This is a genomic window from Saccharothrix syringae (genome assembly GCF_009498035.1).
Classification (GTDB): domain Bacteria; phylum Actinomycetota; class Actinomycetes; order Mycobacteriales; family Pseudonocardiaceae; genus Actinosynnema; species Actinosynnema syringae.
Genome location: NZ_CP034550.1, coordinates 458351 through 473779, shown reverse-complemented (window position 1 = coordinate 473779; position 15429 = coordinate 458351). Strand labels below are relative to the sequence as shown.

16 protein-coding genes and 1 riboswitch are annotated in these 15429 nt (G+C 73.0%); of the genes, 9 read left to right on the top strand and 7 right to left on the bottom strand.

What is annotated here, in order from left to right:
* Positions 1-4: 4 nt before the first annotated feature.
* Positions 5-592, top strand: coding sequence for a peptide deformylase (locus tag EKG83_RS02200; RefSeq protein ID WP_033432242.1), 588 nt, complete (start codon positions 5-7; stop codon positions 590-592).
* 132 nt (positions 593-724) lie between these two features.
* Here EKG83_RS02200 and EKG83_RS02195 read toward each other — a convergent pair whose 3' ends face one another.
* The gene (locus EKG83_RS02195; RefSeq protein WP_194282986.1) at positions 725-1441 is read right to left on the bottom strand and encodes a hypothetical protein; all 717 of its coding nucleotides are present in this window, start codon (positions 1439-1441) and stop codon (positions 725-727) included.
* 204 nt (positions 1442-1645) lie between these two features.
* Here EKG83_RS02195 and thiC point away from each other — a divergent pair, with 204 nt between their 5' ends.
* The 3 genes from thiC to EKG83_RS02180 are packed head-to-tail and all read left to right on the top strand — an operon-like array spanning position 1646 to position 4932.
* Positions 1646-3295 carry a phosphomethylpyrimidine synthase ThiC gene (thiC, locus tag EKG83_RS02190; RefSeq protein ID WP_033432243.1) on the top strand — a complete coding sequence of 550 codons (1650 nt, stop codon included), beginning with the start codon at positions 1646-1648 and terminating at the stop codon, positions 3293-3295.
* A gap of 14 nt (positions 3296-3309) precedes the next feature.
* A complete protein-coding gene (gene thiD, locus EKG83_RS02185; protein ID WP_033432244.1) occupies positions 3310-4113 on the top strand; it encodes a bifunctional hydroxymethylpyrimidine kinase/phosphomethylpyrimidine kinase in 804 nt (267 codons plus the stop codon).
* A 9-nt stretch (positions 4114-4122) separates the two neighbouring features.
* Positions 4123-4932, top strand: coding sequence for a class I SAM-dependent methyltransferase (locus tag EKG83_RS02180; RefSeq protein WP_033432245.1), 810 nt, complete (start codon positions 4123-4125; stop codon positions 4930-4932).
* A 127-nt stretch (positions 4933-5059) separates the two neighbouring features.
* Here EKG83_RS02180 and EKG83_RS02175 read toward each other — a convergent pair whose 3' ends face one another.
* From EKG83_RS02175 to thiO, 4 genes are all read right to left on the bottom strand, one after another.
* Positions 5060-5491, bottom strand: coding sequence for a MarR family winged helix-turn-helix transcriptional regulator (locus EKG83_RS02175; protein ID WP_033432246.1), 432 nt, complete (start codon positions 5489-5491; stop codon positions 5060-5062).
* Positions 5492-5581: 90 nt separating this feature from the next.
* The gene (gene thiG / locus EKG83_RS02170; RefSeq protein WP_033432247.1) at positions 5582-6340 is read right to left on the bottom strand and encodes a thiazole synthase; all 759 of its coding nucleotides are present in this window, start codon (positions 6338-6340) and stop codon (positions 5582-5584) included.
* 1 nt (position 6341) lies between these two features.
* The gene (gene thiS, locus EKG83_RS02165; protein WP_033432248.1) at positions 6342-6542 is read right to left on the bottom strand and encodes a sulfur carrier protein ThiS; all 201 of its coding nucleotides are present in this window, start codon (positions 6540-6542) and stop codon (positions 6342-6344) included.
* The gene (gene thiO, locus EKG83_RS02160; RefSeq protein WP_153277841.1) at positions 6539-7537 is read right to left on the bottom strand and encodes a glycine oxidase ThiO; all 999 of its coding nucleotides are present in this window, start codon (positions 7535-7537) and stop codon (positions 6539-6541) included. The genes thiS and thiO overlap by 4 nt, the downstream gene beginning before the upstream one ends.
* Positions 7528-7640, bottom strand: a riboswitch (TPP riboswitch). (Overlaps the previous gene by 10 nt.)
* A gap of 43 nt (positions 7641-7683) precedes the next feature.
* Between thiO and thiE the strand changes: the two genes are divergently transcribed.
* Both thiE and EKG83_RS02150 read left to right on the top strand, forming a co-directional pair.
* Complete coding sequence (gene thiE / locus EKG83_RS02155) at positions 7684-8343, top strand: thiamine phosphate synthase (protein ID WP_033432250.1); 660 nt, start codon at positions 7684-7686, stop codon at positions 8341-8343.
* On the top strand, positions 8343-9098 hold the full coding sequence (locus EKG83_RS02150; protein WP_033432305.1) for a dioxygenase family protein: 756 nt from the start codon (positions 8343-8345) through the stop codon (positions 9096-9098). Before thiE ends, EKG83_RS02150 begins: the two co-directional genes overlap by 1 nt.
* 112 nt (positions 9099-9210) lie before the next feature.
* On the opposite strand, the gene EKG83_RS02145 is transcribed toward EKG83_RS02150, so the two are convergent.
* Entirely contained in the window at positions 9211-10374 is a 1164-nt protein-coding gene (locus EKG83_RS02145; RefSeq protein ID WP_033432251.1) for a S1 family peptidase, read from the bottom strand.
* Between the two features lie 951 nt (positions 10375-11325).
* Positions 11326-12084, bottom strand: a complete 759-nt coding sequence (locus EKG83_RS02140) for a GntR family transcriptional regulator (protein WP_033432252.1) — start codon at positions 12082-12084, stop codon at positions 11326-11328.
* A 242-nt stretch (positions 12085-12326) separates the two neighbouring features.
* On the opposite strand from EKG83_RS02140, the gene EKG83_RS02135 reads away from it, so the two are divergent.
* Genes EKG83_RS02135 through EKG83_RS02125 form a run of 3 tightly spaced genes read left to right on the top strand, consistent with a single transcriptional unit; the run spans position 12327 to position 15428 of the window.
* Entirely contained in the window at positions 12327-13610 is a 1284-nt protein-coding gene (locus EKG83_RS02135; protein ID WP_033432253.1) for a sugar ABC transporter substrate-binding protein, read from the top strand.
* A 7-nt stretch (positions 13611-13617) separates the two neighbouring features.
* Positions 13618-14610 (top strand): carbohydrate ABC transporter permease, encoded by a 993-nt coding sequence (locus tag EKG83_RS02130; RefSeq protein WP_033432254.1) that lies wholly within the window; start codon positions 13618-13620, stop codon positions 14608-14610.
* On the top strand, positions 14610-15428 hold the full coding sequence (locus tag EKG83_RS02125) for a carbohydrate ABC transporter permease (protein WP_033432255.1): 819 nt from the start codon (positions 14610-14612) through the stop codon (positions 15426-15428). The genes EKG83_RS02130 and EKG83_RS02125 overlap by 1 nt, the downstream gene beginning before the upstream one ends.
* The last annotated feature ends 1 nt before the right edge of the window (position 15429 follow it).

Below are 15429 nucleotides of genomic sequence, written 5' to 3'. Positions count from 1 at the left end.
CCGCATGGCAGTTCACCCGATCCGGATCGCCGGAGATCCCGTGCTCCACAACCCGACCCGCCCGGTCGAGGTGTTCGACGACGCGTTGCGCACGCTCGTGGAGGACATGTTCGAGACCATGGCGGCGGCGCACGGTGTCGGACTGGCGGCCAACCAGATCGGGCTCGACCTGCGGTTGTTCGTCTACGACTGCCCGGACGACGACGGCAACCGCTTCCGCGGCGTGGTGGTGAACCCGGTCCTGGAGACCTCCGAGGTGCCGCTGGGCATGCCGGACCCCGACGACGACTTCGAGGGCTGCCTGTCCGCGCCGGGCGAGTCGTACCCGACGGGGCGGGCGTCGTGGGCGAAGGTGACCGGGTTCGACGCCGAGGGCAAGCCGTTCGAGGTGGAGGGCACCGGGTTCTTCGCCCGCTGCCTCCAGCACGAGACCGACCACCTCGACGGGATCATCTACCTGGACCGGCTGGTGGGGCGCCACAAGCGGGCGTCGAAGAAGATGCTCAAGGCCAACGGGTGGGGCGTGCCCGGGCTGTCCTGGGACCCGGCGACCTCCGAGGACCCCTTCGCGGACGACGACGACGAGGACTGACGAGGACTGACGACCCGGGACGACCGCGGGGGACGACCGCGGGGGACGACCGCGGGTGGCCGGGAACGGCGAGGCGGGGTCGGCGCGGCGTCCGGAGCGGTCCGGCGGGTGCCGCGGGAAGGGGCCCGGCGGCTACACGGCGTCGGCGGCCGGTTGTCCCGCGGCGCGCTCGGCCTTCGGCTGGGGCGCGGGGCGCGGCGCGCGTTCGGGGCGCCGCCACGGCAGCTCGGGGAACGCCAGGAGCTCGACGTGGCTGGTGCAGGCGGCCAGTTCGGGGTAGGCGCCGGCGAGGACGGCGGCCCGGACGCGCCGCACCTGCCCGACCGTCGGCAGCTCCCCCACCAGCAGGAACGGCAGCAGCAGCCGCCAGGTGCGCGCCACCGCCTCCCGGTGCCGGTGCGGGGCGCGCAGGGCCGCGCGGGCGACGCGCAGCGCGTGCTCGCCCGCGCTGATGGCGTCGGGCAGCCCGGCGTGGTCCCACGACCAGCGCAGCCCGTCGGCCACGCCGCACCGCCAGCAGTCCACCGGCCCGGTGCCCAGCTCGTCGCCGCACTGGGAGCACGCCACCAGCGTCATCGCCCAGTCCGTGCAGGTCCACGGGTGCCTGCCCACCTCGTCGGCCAGCACCAGCTCGGCCAGCTCCCGCTCGCCCGCGCCGCCCTCGGCCAGCTGCTCGGCGGCCAGCAGCTCCTGCCAGTCGAGCAGCCAGTACTGGTCCACCAGCTCGGCGCAGAACCGGCACCCGGGGTAGCCGCGGCCCGCGAGGTCGCCGCACGACGGGCACGGCGAGACCGCGGCGGGGCGCGCCACGCGCCGCGCGCCGGGCGGGAACGGCTGGTGATCAGCCACGCGGGAAAAGGTACGCGCAAACGGTGGCCGTTGGCATCCGCACCTTGGCACCGGTGCGGGCCCGTGGCTATGGTCGGGCGGACAACTCAACACACGCGGGAGCTCGCGCCACAGCGGGCTGAGAGGGCGGCTGGGGCGCGAGGGCCCCGGTGCCGCCGACCGCCTGAACCTGACCGGGTAATGCCGGCGTAGGGAGGAAATGTCGTGACGGCACTCGACGACCGCTCGGTCGCGCCCAGCGTCACCACCGGGCCGATCTCCGGCTCGCACAAGGTCCACCGCGACGCGGGCGACGGGGTGCGGGTCCCCTTCCGCAGGGTGGGGCTGACCAACGGCGAGCACGTTGACCTCTACGACACTTCCGGTCCGTATACCGACGAGAACGCGACCGTCGACGTCCACAGTGGACTTCCGCGGCTGCGTGCGGACTGGGTCGCGGGCCGCGAACCCGTCAACGGGGCGGTGACCCAGCTGGCGTACGCCAGGGCCGGGGTCGTCACGCCGGAGATGCGGTTCGTCGCGGTCCGCGAGGGGATGAGCCCCGAGTTCGTCCGGGACGAGGTGGCGAGCGGGCGGGCGGTGATCCCCGCCAACCGCAACCACCCGGAGTCCGAGCCGATGATCATCGGCAAGAAGTTCCTGGTCAAGATCAACGCCAACATCGGCAACTCCGCGGTGACCTCCTCGATCGAGGAGGAGGTGGAGAAGATGGTGTGGGCGACGCGCTGGGGCGCGGACACGATCATGGACCTGTCCACCGGCAAGCGCATCCACGAGACCCGCGAGTGGCTGTTGCGCAACTCGCCCGTGCCGGTCGGCACCGTGCCGATCTACCAGGCGCTGGAGAAGGTCAACGGCGACCCGGCGGCGCTGTCGTGGGAGGTCTACCGGGACACCGTCGTCGAGCAGGCCGAGCAGGGCGTGGACTACATGACCGTCCACGCGGGCGTGCTGCTGCGCTACGTGCCGCTGACCGCGAAGCGCGTCACCGGCATCGTCTCGCGCGGCGGTTCGATCATGGCCGCCTGGTGCCTGGCGCACCACCGGGAGAGCTTCCTCTACACGCACTTCGAGGAGCTGTGCGAGATCCTGCGCGCCTACGACGTGACGTTCTCCCTCGGCGACGGCCTGCGGCCGGGGTCGATCGCGGACGCCAACGACGAGGCCCAGTTCGCCGAGCTGCGCACCCTGGGCGAGCTGACGCACATCGCGCGCGACCACGACGTGCAGGTCATGATCGAGGGACCCGGCCACGTGCCGATGCACAAGATCGCGGAGAACGTGCGGCTGGAGGAGGAGTGGTGCGGCGAGGCGCCGTTCTACACCCTCGGGCCGCTGGCCACCGACATCGCGCCCGCCTACGACCACATCACCTCGGCGATCGGCGCGGCGCAGATCGGCTGGCTGGGCACGGCGATGCTGTGCTACGTCACGCCCAAGGAGCACCTGGGCCTGCCCAACCGGGACGACGTGAAGACCGGCGTGATCACCTACAAGATCGCCGCGCACTCGGCGGACCTGGCCAAGGGCCACCCCGGCGCGCAGGAGTGGGACGACGCGCTGTCGAAGGCCCGGTTCGAGTTCCGCTGGGAGGACCAGTTCAACCTGTCGCTGGACCCCGACACCGCGCGGTCGTTCCACGACGAGACGCTGCCCGCCGCGCCCGCGAAGACGGCGCACTTCTGCTCGATGTGCGGGCCGAAGTTCTGCTCGATGAAGATCACCCAGGACGTCCGCCGGTACGCCGAGGAGCGCGGGCTGTCCACGGTGGAGGCCATCGAGGCGGGCCTGTCGGAGAAGTCGCACGAGTTCGCCGACCAGGGCGGCAAGGTCTACCTGCCGGTAGTGGACTGATGGAGGTTCGAACGATGGCCGGCACGCCGCCGCGGGTCCTCACCATCGCCGGGTCCGACTCCGGCGGCGGCGCGGGCCTGCAGGCCGACCTGCGGACGCTGTTCGCGTGCGGCGTGCACGGCATGACCGCGGTCACCGCGGTGACCGTGCAGAACTCGCTGGGCGTCACCGGGTTCACCGAGATCCCGCCGGAGGTGGTGGCCGCGCAGATCGAGGCGGTGGCCTCCGACATAGGCGTGAACGCGGCCAAGACCGGCATGCTCGCCTCGGCGGCCATCATCGAGGCCGTCGCGGGCGCGCTGGACCGGGTCGACGTCGGCCCGTTCGTGGTGGACCCGGTGGCCGCGTCGATGCACGGCGACCAGCTCCTCGCCGACGAGGCCCTGGACGCGCTGCGCACGCTGCTGTTCCCGCGGGCCACGCTGGTCACGCCGAACCTCGACGAGGTGCGGCTGATCACCGGCATCGAGGTGCGCAGCCGCGCCGACCAGCGCAAGGCCGCCGAGGCGCTGCACGCCCTGGGCCCGCGGTGGGTGCTGGTCAAGGGCGGGCACCTGTGGCACGACCCGGAGTGCCTGGACGTGCTGTTCGACGGCGAGGAGTTCACCGAACTGCTGGGCCCGCGCTACGACGTGAAGCACACCCACGGCAGCGGCGACACGCTGGCGTCGGCGATCTGCTCGCGGCTGGCGCGCGGCGAGTCGGTGCCCGAGGCGGTGCGGTTCGGCAAGGACTTCGTCGTCCGCTCGGTGGCCGCGGCCTACCCGCTGGGCGGCGGCGTCGGCCCGGTCTCGCCGCTGTGGCGGTTGGAGGGCTAGCTTGGCGGTGTGAGGGTCGACCTGACCGGGGCACCGGCGACCATGCTGGCGACGCTGTACGCGCGGGCGCTCGACGCCCGCGCGGCACGTCCCCTCCTGGGCGACACCGCCGCGGTCGAGGTCGTGGGGCGCATCGAGTACGACTTCCGCCGCACCGGCATCGACGAGCGCACCGCGGCCGGCGTGGCCCTGCGCGCCAGGCTGCTGGACGACTGGACCGCGGAGTTCCTGGCCCGCACCGGCGAGGCGACCGTGCTGCACCTGGCGTGCGGGTTGGACACGCGGGCGCAGCGCACCGCGTTCGGCCCGGGCGTGCGGTGGGTCGACGTCGACCTGCCGGAGGTCGTGGCCCTGCGGGAACGGCTGCTGGCCCCGCCACCGGGCGACTACCGGCTGGTCGCGGCGTCGGTCACCGAGGAGGCGTGGTCGGCGGAGGTGCCCGCGGACCGGCCGGTCGTGGCCGTGTTCGAGGGGCTGTCCATGTACCTGACCGAGGACGAGGCGCGCGGCCTGGTGCGGCGCGTCACCGGGCGCTTCGGCTCCGGCGAGCTGCTGTTCGACGTCTACGGGTCGCTGGGCATCCGGTTGCAGAAGCTGGTGCCCGCGGTGCGGCGGGCCGGCGCGACGCTGCACTGGGGCCTGGACGACCCGGCGGTGGTGGAGTCCTGGCACCCCGGGCTGCGGTGCGTGGACGCGCTGCGCAGCGTGGAGATGCCGGGCGTCGACCGGCTGCCGCCGGGCGCCCGGCTGCCGCTGAGGGTCATGGCGCGGCTGCCCGGCATCAGGGACGTCGGGCGCATGATGCGCTACCGCTTCTAGAGCCGCCGCGGGTGGTGCTCGCGGGGGGCCACCGGGGCGTTCTCGCCGGGACGGGCCAGGTGCTCGGCGTGGCCGGGCCTCCCGTCCGGCGCCGAGCCGCGCGACGCGAGCCCGGGAACGCGGCGGCTCAGCCCACCTCGCCGACCAGCTCCTCCAGCGCCGGCAACGCCGCCACCAGCGCGTCGCGGTGCTCCGGCGGCAGCTCCTCGATCCGCCGCTGCAGCTCGCGCACCCGGGCCGAGCGCACGCCGGACACCATGGTCTCGCCCTCGGGCGTCGGCGTGGCCAGCCACGCGCGCCCGTCCTGCGGGTCCGGCTCGCGCCGCACGTACCCGGCCTCCACCAGGGACGCCACGATGCGCGACAGCGTCGGCGGCGCCACGCCCTCCTTCGCGGCCAGGTCGCCCAGCCGCATGGGGCCGCACCGCGCGAGCGTCGCCAGCGCGGACACCGCGCCGGGCCCCAACCCCGGGGACCCGGTGCGGCGCAGCAGCCGGGAGAGCCTGCCGATCGCCAGGTACAGCCGGGCGGTGGCGTCCTCGACCTGGTCGGCGGTCACGGGACAGTCCTCCTCGGGCAGGCGTGCGGTGGAGCAACCATCATGCCGTGCCGGGCAATCACCCCGGTGCCGGACTCGCCCGTGCCGCCCTCAGCCCTCCGGGGCGGGGCTGGAGGCGTGGGCCCAGAACCGCTTCGGGATGCGGCCGGCCAGCCGGGCCAGCCTGCCCGCCTCCACGCCCGCGCGCATCGCCGCCGCCATCCGCTCCGGGTCCTGCGCCCTGGTCACGGCGGTGGCGAGGAGCACCGCGGCGCAGCCCAGTTCCATGGCGAGCGCGGCGTCGGAGGCGGTGCCGACGCCGGCGTCGAGCACCACCGGCACCGACGCGCGTGCCACGATCAGCTCGATGTTGTGCGGGTTGCGGATGCCCAGGCCGGTGCCGATGGGGGAGCCGAGCGGCATCACGGCGGCGCAGCCGGCCTGTTCCAGGCGCTGCGCCAGCACCGGGTCGTCGTTGGTGTAGGGCAGCACGGTGAACCCGTCGTCGACCAGTCGCTCGGCGGCGTCGAGGAGTTCCACGGGGTCGGGCAGCAGGGTGCGGTCGTCGGCGACGACCTCCAGCTTGACCCAGTCGGTGCCCAGCGCCTCCCGGGCGAGCCGGGCGGTCAGCACGGCTTCGGCGGCGGTGCGGCAGCCCGCCGTGTTGGGCAGTGCCTCGATGCCGAGCCGGGACAGCAGGTCGAGCACGCCGCCGCCGGTGGAGTCGAGGCGCCGCATGGCCACGGTGGTCAGCTCGGTGCCGGAGGCGACCAGGGCGCGTTCGAGCACGGCGAGGTTCGCGGCGCCGCCGGTGCCCATGACCAGGCGCGAGCCGAACTCGCGGCCCGCGATCACCAAGGGGTCGTCCACGTCAGCCTCCCTGCACGGCGGTCAGCACCTCGACCACGGCGCCGTCGGGCACCGCGGTGGTCCCCCAGGTCGCGCGCGGCACGACTTCGCCGTCGACGGCGACCGCGACCCCGCCGGCCGGGGCGTCGAGCATGGTCAGCACGGCGGCGACGGTCGTCCCGTCGGCCAGTTCGCGCTCCACGCCGTTGATCCTGGCCTTCAACTGGTTCCTCCCTCGCGCAGCAGGTCGACCACGCGCCGCGCCGTGACCGGTGCGAGCAGCAGGCCGTTGCGGTGGTGGCCGGTGGCGGCGAGCACGCCGGGTTCGAGCCAGCCGATGACGGGCGCGTTGTCGGGGCTGCCCGCGCGGAACCCGGCGGCGGCCTCGACCAGCGCGTACTCGGCGATGCCGGGCCAGACGACCTCGGCGTCGCGCAGCAGGTCGCGCACGCCGCCGACGGTGACGTCGCCGTCGAACCCGGCCTCGTACTGGGTGGCGCCGAGGACGAAGCCGTCGCGGCGGGGCACGAGGTAGACGGGTCGGCCGGAGACGTGCGCGCGGATGGTGTGGCGGGGCGGCGGCAGCGCGCCGGGGCGGGCGGCGAGCCGCAGGATCTCGCCCTTGACGGGTCGGATCACGTGGCGCAGCGCGGGGTGCAGGTCGCGGCTCCAGGCGCCGGCCGCGATGACGGTCACGTCCGCTTCGCCGGGTTCGGTGGTGAACCGCACGCCGGCGGCGCCGGCGGCGCCGCGCAGGGCGTCGAGCAGGGCGCGGTTGTCCACGGCCACGTCGCCCGGCACGGACAGTCCACTCCGGACCTGGCCGAGACCGGGTTCGAGGGCGCGCAGCTCGCGGCCGGTGAGCCGGGTCGCGGACCGGCCGAGCGTGCCGAGGTACGCGCACAGCCGGTCCAGGACCTCGGCGTCGGCCCGGTCGACCGCCACGGCGAGCGTCCCGACCGGGCTGAGGTCCACGCCCAGGTCGCGGGCGAACCCCGGCCACAGCTCCAGCGATTCGACGCCGAGGCGCAGCACCTCCTCGTCGCCCGGCCACGCCTCGGTGACGGGGGCGAGCATGCCGCCCGCGACCCGGGAGCCGCCGTGGGGCGAGGCGTGGTCGACGACCTGCACGGCGAACCCGGCGCACGCCGCGCGCCAGGCGACGGACAGCCCGATGACGCCGCCGCCGAGGACGGTCACCCGCGTTGTCAAAGGCACTTCGCGCTCCCTGCGCCGGCATGACCCGGATCAGGTTCGACGGTCGGAGCGAACCCACGCTCCCTCTCAGCCCGGTGTGCTCCGGGCTCCCGTGCGGACCGCCTCCACCGTAGCGCACGCGGCGGCGCGGCGGTTACCGTGCGGCCGTGCCAGGACTCGACGGAACGCAGATCAGGCGGCGGCTCGCCGACGCGCGGCTCTACCTCTGCACGCCGGACCGCCCCGACCTCGCGGAGTTCGCCGACGCGGTGCTGGCGGGCGGCGTGGACATCGTCCAGCTGCGCGACAAGGGCCTGGAGGCCAGGCAGGAGATCGCGGCGCTGGAGGTGCTGGCCGAGGCGTGCGCCCGGCACGGCGCGCTGCTCGCGGTCAACGACCGGGCGGACGTGGCGCTCGCGGTGGACGCCGACGTGCTGCACCTGGGCCAGGACGACCTGCCGGTGCCGGTGGCCCGCCGCGTGGTGGGCGACGGGGTGGTGATCGGCCGGTCGACGCACGACGTGGCGCAGGCGCGGGCGGCGGCGGTCGAGCCGGGCGTGGACTACTTCTGCACCGGGCCGTGCTGGCCGACGCCGACCAAGCCGGGGCGGCCCGCGCCGGGCCTGGACCTGGTGCGCGCCACCGCGGGGAGCACCGGCCGGCCGTGGTTCGCCATCGGCGGGATCGACCGGGCACGGCTGCCGGAGGTGCTGGCCGCGGGTGCGGAGCGGGTGGTCGTGGTGCGCGCGATCACCGACGCCGAGGACCCCCGCGAAGCCGCTTCTTGGTTGAAGTTTCAACTAGAAGGCGTACAGTCGTCGGCGTGATGCCCGTGCTGTACCTGGGCCACGGGGCGCCCCCGCTGGCCGACGACGAACGGTGGACCGGCGAGCTGAGGTCGTGGTCCGCGGCGCTGCCGCGCCCCCGGTCGGTGCTCGTGGTGTCCGCGCACTGGGAGAACGACCCGCTCACGCTGGGCGCGACCCGCACCGTGCCGCTCACCTACGACTTCCGGGGCTTCCCCCGGCGCTACTACGAGGTGACCTACGAGGCGCCCGGCGCGCCGGAGCTGGCCCGCGAGGTCACCGCCCTGCTCGACCGGCCCGTCGCGCACGACGGGGCGCGGGGGCTGGACCACGGCGCGTACGTGCCGCTGAAGGAGATGTTCCCCGAGGCGGACGTGCCGGTGCTGCAGATGTCCCTGCCCAGCCTGGACCCGCGCGAGCTGTTCGACGTGGGCCGCGGGCTCGCGCCGCTGCGCGAGCAGGGCGTGCTGGTCGTCGGCAGCGGGTTCATGACCCACAACCTGAGCTGCGTGGACATGTCCGCCGGCCCGGACTACGCGCCGCCGTCGTGGTCGGCCGAGTTCGACGACTGGGCGGGCCGGGCGCTGGCCGCGGGCGACGTGGACGCGTTGCTGGACTTCCGGCGCAAGGCGCCGGCGGCCGGGATCGCGCACCCGCGCACCGAGCACTTCGCGCCGCTGTTCGTCTCGCTCGGCGCGAGCAGCGGGCAGGAGGCCACCACGACCGTCGACGGCTTCTGGTACGGGCTGTCCAAGCGGTCCGTGCAGTTCGCCTGAGAGGTACCCGGGAACGCGGAACACCCCCGGGCCGGAGGGGGTGCCGGCCCGGGGGTGTTCTCGGCGTGGCGCGCGGCCCGCAGGGGACTCGGGCCGCGCGCCCGGTGTCGCGTCAGCCGCGGGTCAGGGACAACCCGTAGGCGCTGAGGATCTCGCCGACCGGCTGGAAGTAGGTCGTGCCGCCGGAGGAGCAGTTGCCCGAACCGCCGGAGGTCACGCCCTGGGCCTGGCTGTAGCCGGAGCCCGCCACCCACGAGCCGCCCGAGTCACCCGGCTCGGCGCAGGCGTTCGTGCGGGTCAGGCCGGACACCGTGCCCTGCGGGTAGTTCACCGTCGAGTTCTTGGCCTGGACGGTGCCGCAGTGCCAGCCGGTGGTGGAGCCGGAGCGGCAGATCGCCGCGCCGACCGCCGCCGAGGTGGAGCCGGTGACGGTGACGTTGCTGCCGTTGTAGCGGTTCACCCACGGCCGCGAGGTCCAGTTGGAGTTCGTGCGCACCCAGGCGTAGTCGTTGCCCGGGAACGACGACCCGGCGAACGTGCCCTGCGAGACGCGGTTGTAGCCGGTCGTCGCGTTGCCCGAGCGGCCGCAGTGGCCCGCGGTCACGAAGCCGCCGGTCACCGCGAAGCCGATGGAGCAGCGGCTGGAGCCGATGTAGTAGGCGTCGCCGCCGCGGGTGTCGTACAGGGTCGTCGGGGACTCGGCGACCTCGACCACGCGCACGGACGGGCTGACCGACTTGGCCTGCGCGATGAACGCCTCGGCGGACGCGTCGCGCTGCGCGCGGTTGACCTCGACGACGACCGAGTTGGTCTGCTCGTCGACGCGCCAGCTCGTGATGGCCTTCGGCGCGGCCATGCCGTCGAGCGACGCCTTGGCCCCGGTGAGCTGCTGGTGCGAGAAGGCGACGCGCCGGACGTCGGCGCCCGCGGCGCGGGCCGCGTCCGCCTTGGCCGCGTCGGTCACCGCGACGACCAGCCTGCCCGTGGCGGAGTTGATCCACGAACCGGCGTAGGCGTGGCCGACCGCCGCCTTCGCGGCCGACTCGACCTCACCCGCGCGGGTGTCGCTCGCCAAACGGGCGGTCACCTGTTCGGCGGTCAGGCCGAGGTCGCGCTGGGCCGCTTGCAGCAACTCGGCGGGGTAGCTCTCCGTGTCGGCGGGGCTTGCCGCATAGGGGGCGGCGGCCGTCGCGATCGCCGGTACGCTTAGTGCTGTAGCCGAGCCCACGGCGAGCAGGGTTGCCGTGGCGAGGCGGACCGCACTCGTGCGGTTCATTAGGCGTCTCCCTCATCTTCGGGTGCAGGGAACCCGAGAGCCTGGTTGCAGGGACCGCTCTCGGGGGCTCTAGGGGGACGGGTGGTGGGGCGGCGGCAGGGGTCGCCCCACCCCTCCACTTCTCTTCCCGGTTCTCCGGCTCGCGCCACTCCCGGTCTGCCCGGTCGCGCGACCCGTCTCCGCGGCGGCGGCTCCGAACGCGGTGCGCGGGGCTCCGCTCTCTCGCATGGCCCCTCCTTCCCGGTCGCTACCGACCAGTACTCACCCGTTCGAGCGACGTTATGACCCTGTTACCTGTAACGGCTCGGGCCATCTGAGGGCGAAGTGTGTCACAGACCACGCCAGTGCAACTGCGCTGTGTAGCGTTTGACAGTTAACTCTCACTCAAGGTAGTTATTCGATCACCGATTCGGGCGGTTTTGCCAGAAGTAAGGAATTCGGTGATCGACTGCCCGGACGTGTGAATGCTGTTAGGCCGAGCGGGTGAGACCGGAGGAGTTCCGGTCATCCCCGGTGTAGCCGGAAGCCGCCGCCGGGGTGAGCCCCCTCCGTGTGACGCCCGTCACCAACCCGCCTCCGCGTCGGCGCGACGATCTCGGACCGGTGCCCCGGTGGCGGACTCGCGGTGCCCCGGTGGAGGACACGCGGTGTCGGAGTGGAGGACACGCGCGGGGTGGTCCTCCGATGAGTGGGAGGTGGGCGCGGGGGAGGAGACGATCTTGGCGGAGGGAGGGCGCGGGGCGGCGCGGAGGAGGGGGTAGCGGAGGGGTGTTAAGTCGGTGGCCTGGCTAAATGTTCGATCGGTGAACAATTGTGTCGGCGGGTGGCGGGCACGCCGGAGCGGCGCCCCGGTCCGGCCGGCGGAGGGGTGGCGGGGGCCGGGACGGGTCGCGTGGAAGGACGTACAGGTCCGATGAATATCGATGCAGAAGGCGGACCGCCCCGGTGGGACTAGTGGGCCGGGCGGTTCAGGGTGGCGACGAACTTGTAGCGGTCGCCCCGGTAGACCGAGCGCACCCATTCGACCGGGTTGCCCTCGGTGTCGAACGAGTGGCGCGAGAGCAGCAGCATGGGCAGGCCGATGTCGGCGCCCAGCAGCTCGGCCTCCTCCGGCGAGGCCAGGGCCGTCTCGATGGTCTCCTCCGCGTGGCCCATCTCGACGCCGAAGCGCTCGCGCAGCACCTGGTAGAGCGAGGCGCCCGGCGCCAGGTAGCGGCGCAGGCCGCGGAAGCGGCCCAGGGCCAGGTGGGTGGTCTCGATGGCCATCGGCTCGCCGTCGGCCAGGCGCAGGCGGTGCAGGCGGAGCACCTTCGCGCCCGCGCGCACGCCCAGCAGGCGGGCCAGCTCGGCCTCGGCGGGCATCTCCGACGCCTCGATCAACTTCGACGACGGCTGCCGGCCCTGGGCCTTCATGTCCTCTGTGTACGAGGACAGCTGGAGCCGCTGGGCGACCTTCGGCTCGGCGGCGAACGTGCCCTTGCCCTGCACGCGCAGCAGCCGGCCCTCGACGGTCAGCTCGGCGAGCGCCTGGCGGACCGTGGTGCGGGAGACGTCGAACTCGGCGGCCAGCGACCGCTCGGTCGGGATCGGCGAACCCGGTGGCAGCGCGCGCAGCAGGTCGAGCAGGTGCCGCTTGAGTCCCCAGTACTTCGGCTCGCGCTGCGCGCGGGACCTGGCGTCCACGCCGGCCGCCGGGCTCGTCTCCAGCATGCTCTCCTCCTCGACCTCGCCAGTGTTGTCACACACAGCGCTCCCGGGAACAGGATGCCCTGTCCACCTCCGATCGTGGACCCGAACCCCCGACATGCCCCCGGAAATTGACCCGATGACTTTGCAACGGTCCAGCAACGTTCTTGACATGCCCTGTGGCGGGGCACACTCTAGGCCGCATTGGTCTACACCACTTCGGGCGTTCCGGTCGTCGGGACCGGGCATGGGGAAAGGGCGCACACGTGAAGGGCTGGAGAGGACTGGCCGTAGGGGCGACCGCTGTCGCGGTGGCCGTGGCCGGGTGTGGCACGAGCTCCGACAGCGGCAGCGGCGACTCCGGTGACCCCAAGACGCTGACGGTCTGGTTGATGGACGGCTCCGCGCCGACCACCCTGACCGACGCGCTGAACAAGGAGTTCCAGGACTCGCACGCGGGCGTCACGGTCAAGTACGAGGTCCAGAAGTGGAACGGCATCCAGGAGAAGCTGACCACCGCTCTGACCAGCAACAACCCTCCGGACGTCATCGAGCTGGGCAACACCCAGACGTCGAAGTTCGCGGCTGAGGAGACGCTGACCGACCTCAGCGGCGACGTCTCCGACCTCAACGGCGACCAGTGGCTGAGCGGCCTGAAGGACTCGCTGACCTGGGACGGCAAGCAGTACGGCGTGCCGTTCTACGCCGCCAACCGCACGGTCATCTACCGGACCGACCTGTTCCAGGCGGCCGGCATCACGGCGGCGCCGACCTCCCGCGACGAGTGGGTGGCCGCGATCGAGAAGCTGAAGGCCGCCAACGCCGCCGACCCGGAGTTCCAGGCCCTCTACCTGCCGGGCCAGTCCTGGTACACGCTGCTGTCGTTCATCTGGGACGAGGGCGGCGACGTGGCCAAGCAGCAGGGCTCGGGCTGGGCCGGCGCGCTGGACACCCCGCAGGCCAAGGCCGGTGTCGAGTTCTACAAGAAGCTCGTCGACACCTCCGGCACCAAGGCCCCGAAGGACGCCGACGAGGCCACCCCGCAGCAGATGGAGGTCTTCGGCACGGGCAAGGTCGGCATGATGATCGGCCTGCCGTGGGAGCTGGCGGGCGCGGTCAAGGCCAACCCCGACCTGAAGGACAAGACCGGCGCCTTCCCGATCCCGTCGAAGACCGCGGGCAAGACCGCCCCGGTGTTCCTGGGCGGCTCGAACCTGGCCATCCCGCAGGGCTCCAAGAACCCCGACCTGGCCAAGGAGTACCTGAAGCTGCTGAGCGGCAAGAAGTACCAGGACATGCTGGCCGAGGGCGGTTCGGTGCCGGGCACCTCGACCGACACCGCGAAGCTGGCCACCAACCCGATCGGCAAGGCGCTGGCCGAGTCCGCCCCCAACGGCAAGGTCACCCCGACCACGCCGTCGTGGGCCGCGGTCGAGGCGGGCCAGAACCCGCTCAAGGACATGCTGACCGCGTACCTGACCGGTGCGAAGCCGCTGGACCAGGCCGCCGCGGACGCCAACGCCTCGCTGTCGAAGACGCTGGCCGGCTGACGAGCGCATGACGGCCGTTGACACGACCGACGCCGCGGTGCCGACGACCCCCTCGTCGGCACCGCGGCGTGCCGCGCGTCCGGACGGCGCACCGCGCCGTCGGGGCAGTGCCTTCGACCGGGTGCTGCCCTACCTGCTGCTGGCCCCCGCCGTGGTGGCCATCCTCTGGCTGATCGGCTGGCCCGTCCTGTCCGTGCTGGTCACCAGCTTCCGCAGGCTCAACCTGCGCGAGCTGACCCGCGGCCAGGTCGTGTGGACCGGCTTCGACAACTACGCCCAGATCCTCGGCGACCCCGGGTTCTGGACCATCGCGCTGCGCACCGTGGTGTTCACCGCGCTGGTGGTGGCCGCGTCGGTGGTCGCCGGGCTGCTGATCGCGCTGCTGATGCGGCAGGTCAACCCCGTGGTCCGGATCGCGCTCCAGGTCGCCATGCTGCTGGCGTGGGCGATGCCGCTGGTCGCGGCCACCACGGTCTACCAGTGGATCTTCGACCAGCAGTACGGCATCCTCAACAAGACGCTGGTCAAGGTCGGGTTCGACGGCTTCGCCGGGTTCTCCTGGTTCTCCACCGGCACGTCGACGCTGGGCGTGATCGGGCTGCTGATCGTGTGGCAGGCCGTGCCGTTCCTGGCGTTCTCCCTGTACGCGGGTGTCATCGGCATCCCGAAGGACCAGTACGAGGCGGCGGGCATGGACGGCGCGTCGGCGTGGCAGACCTTCCGCGCCGTGACGTGGCCGGAGCTGCGGCCGCTGATGACGATGGTGACGTTCCTGTCCCTGCTGTGGGACTTCAAGGTGTTCGCCCAGATCTGGGCCATGCGCAAGGGCGGCCCGGACGGCGGCAGCACCACGCTGCCCGTCTACCAGTACCTGGAGGGCATCTCGCAGAGCCACTTCGGCGTGGCGGCGGCGGTGTCCGTGGTGATGGTGCTGCTGCTGGCGCTGCTGACGTTCCAGTACCTGCGCCGGCTGGTCGGTTCCCAGGAGGGTGCGCTGTGATGGCCAAGAAGGTCGCGGCGAACGCCGTCGCGCTGGTCGTGGCGCTGTTCTTCGCGTTCCCGACCTACTGGATGGTGACCTCGGCGCTCAAACCGCGCGTCGACATGCTCACCAGCGGCTACGACCTGGTGCCGTTCTCGGTGACGGGCGCGAACTTCGCCACCGCGTGGAACAAGGCGGGCTTCCTCGACTCGCTGGCCAACAGCCTGCTGGTGACGCTGAGCGCGGTGCTGGCGGCGCTGGTGGTGGGCCTGCTGGCGGCGGTGGCGCTGTCCCGGATGCGGTTCCGGGGGCGCAAGGGCTTCGTCATGGTGATGCTGGTCGCGCAGATGGCGCCGTTCGAGGCGCTGCTGATCCCGATCTTCCTGATGATGCGCGACCTCGACCTGCTCGACCGGCTGCCCGTGCTGACCCTGGTCTACTTCGCGGTGACGCTGCCGTTCTGCGCCTGGACGCTGCGCGGCTTCGTCAACGGCATCCCGCTGGAGCTGGAGGAGGCCGCGATGGTGGACGGCTGCGGCCGGTGGGGCGCGTTCCGCCGGGTCACGCTGCCGCTGCTCGGCCCCGGCCTGGTGGCCACCTCGGTGTTCGCCTTCGTCACCGCGTGGAACGAGTTCCTCTACGCGCTGTCGCTGGTGAACGACCAGGCCAAGCAGACCCTGCCGGTGTGGCTGTCGAGCTTCCAGAGCCAGTTCGGCACCGACTGGGGCGGCGCGATGGCGGCGTCGGCCCTGTTCACCCTGCCGGTGCTGGTGTTCTTCCTGATCGTGCAGCGCAAGATGGTCACCGGCGTCACCGCCGGTGCGGTGAAGGGGTAGG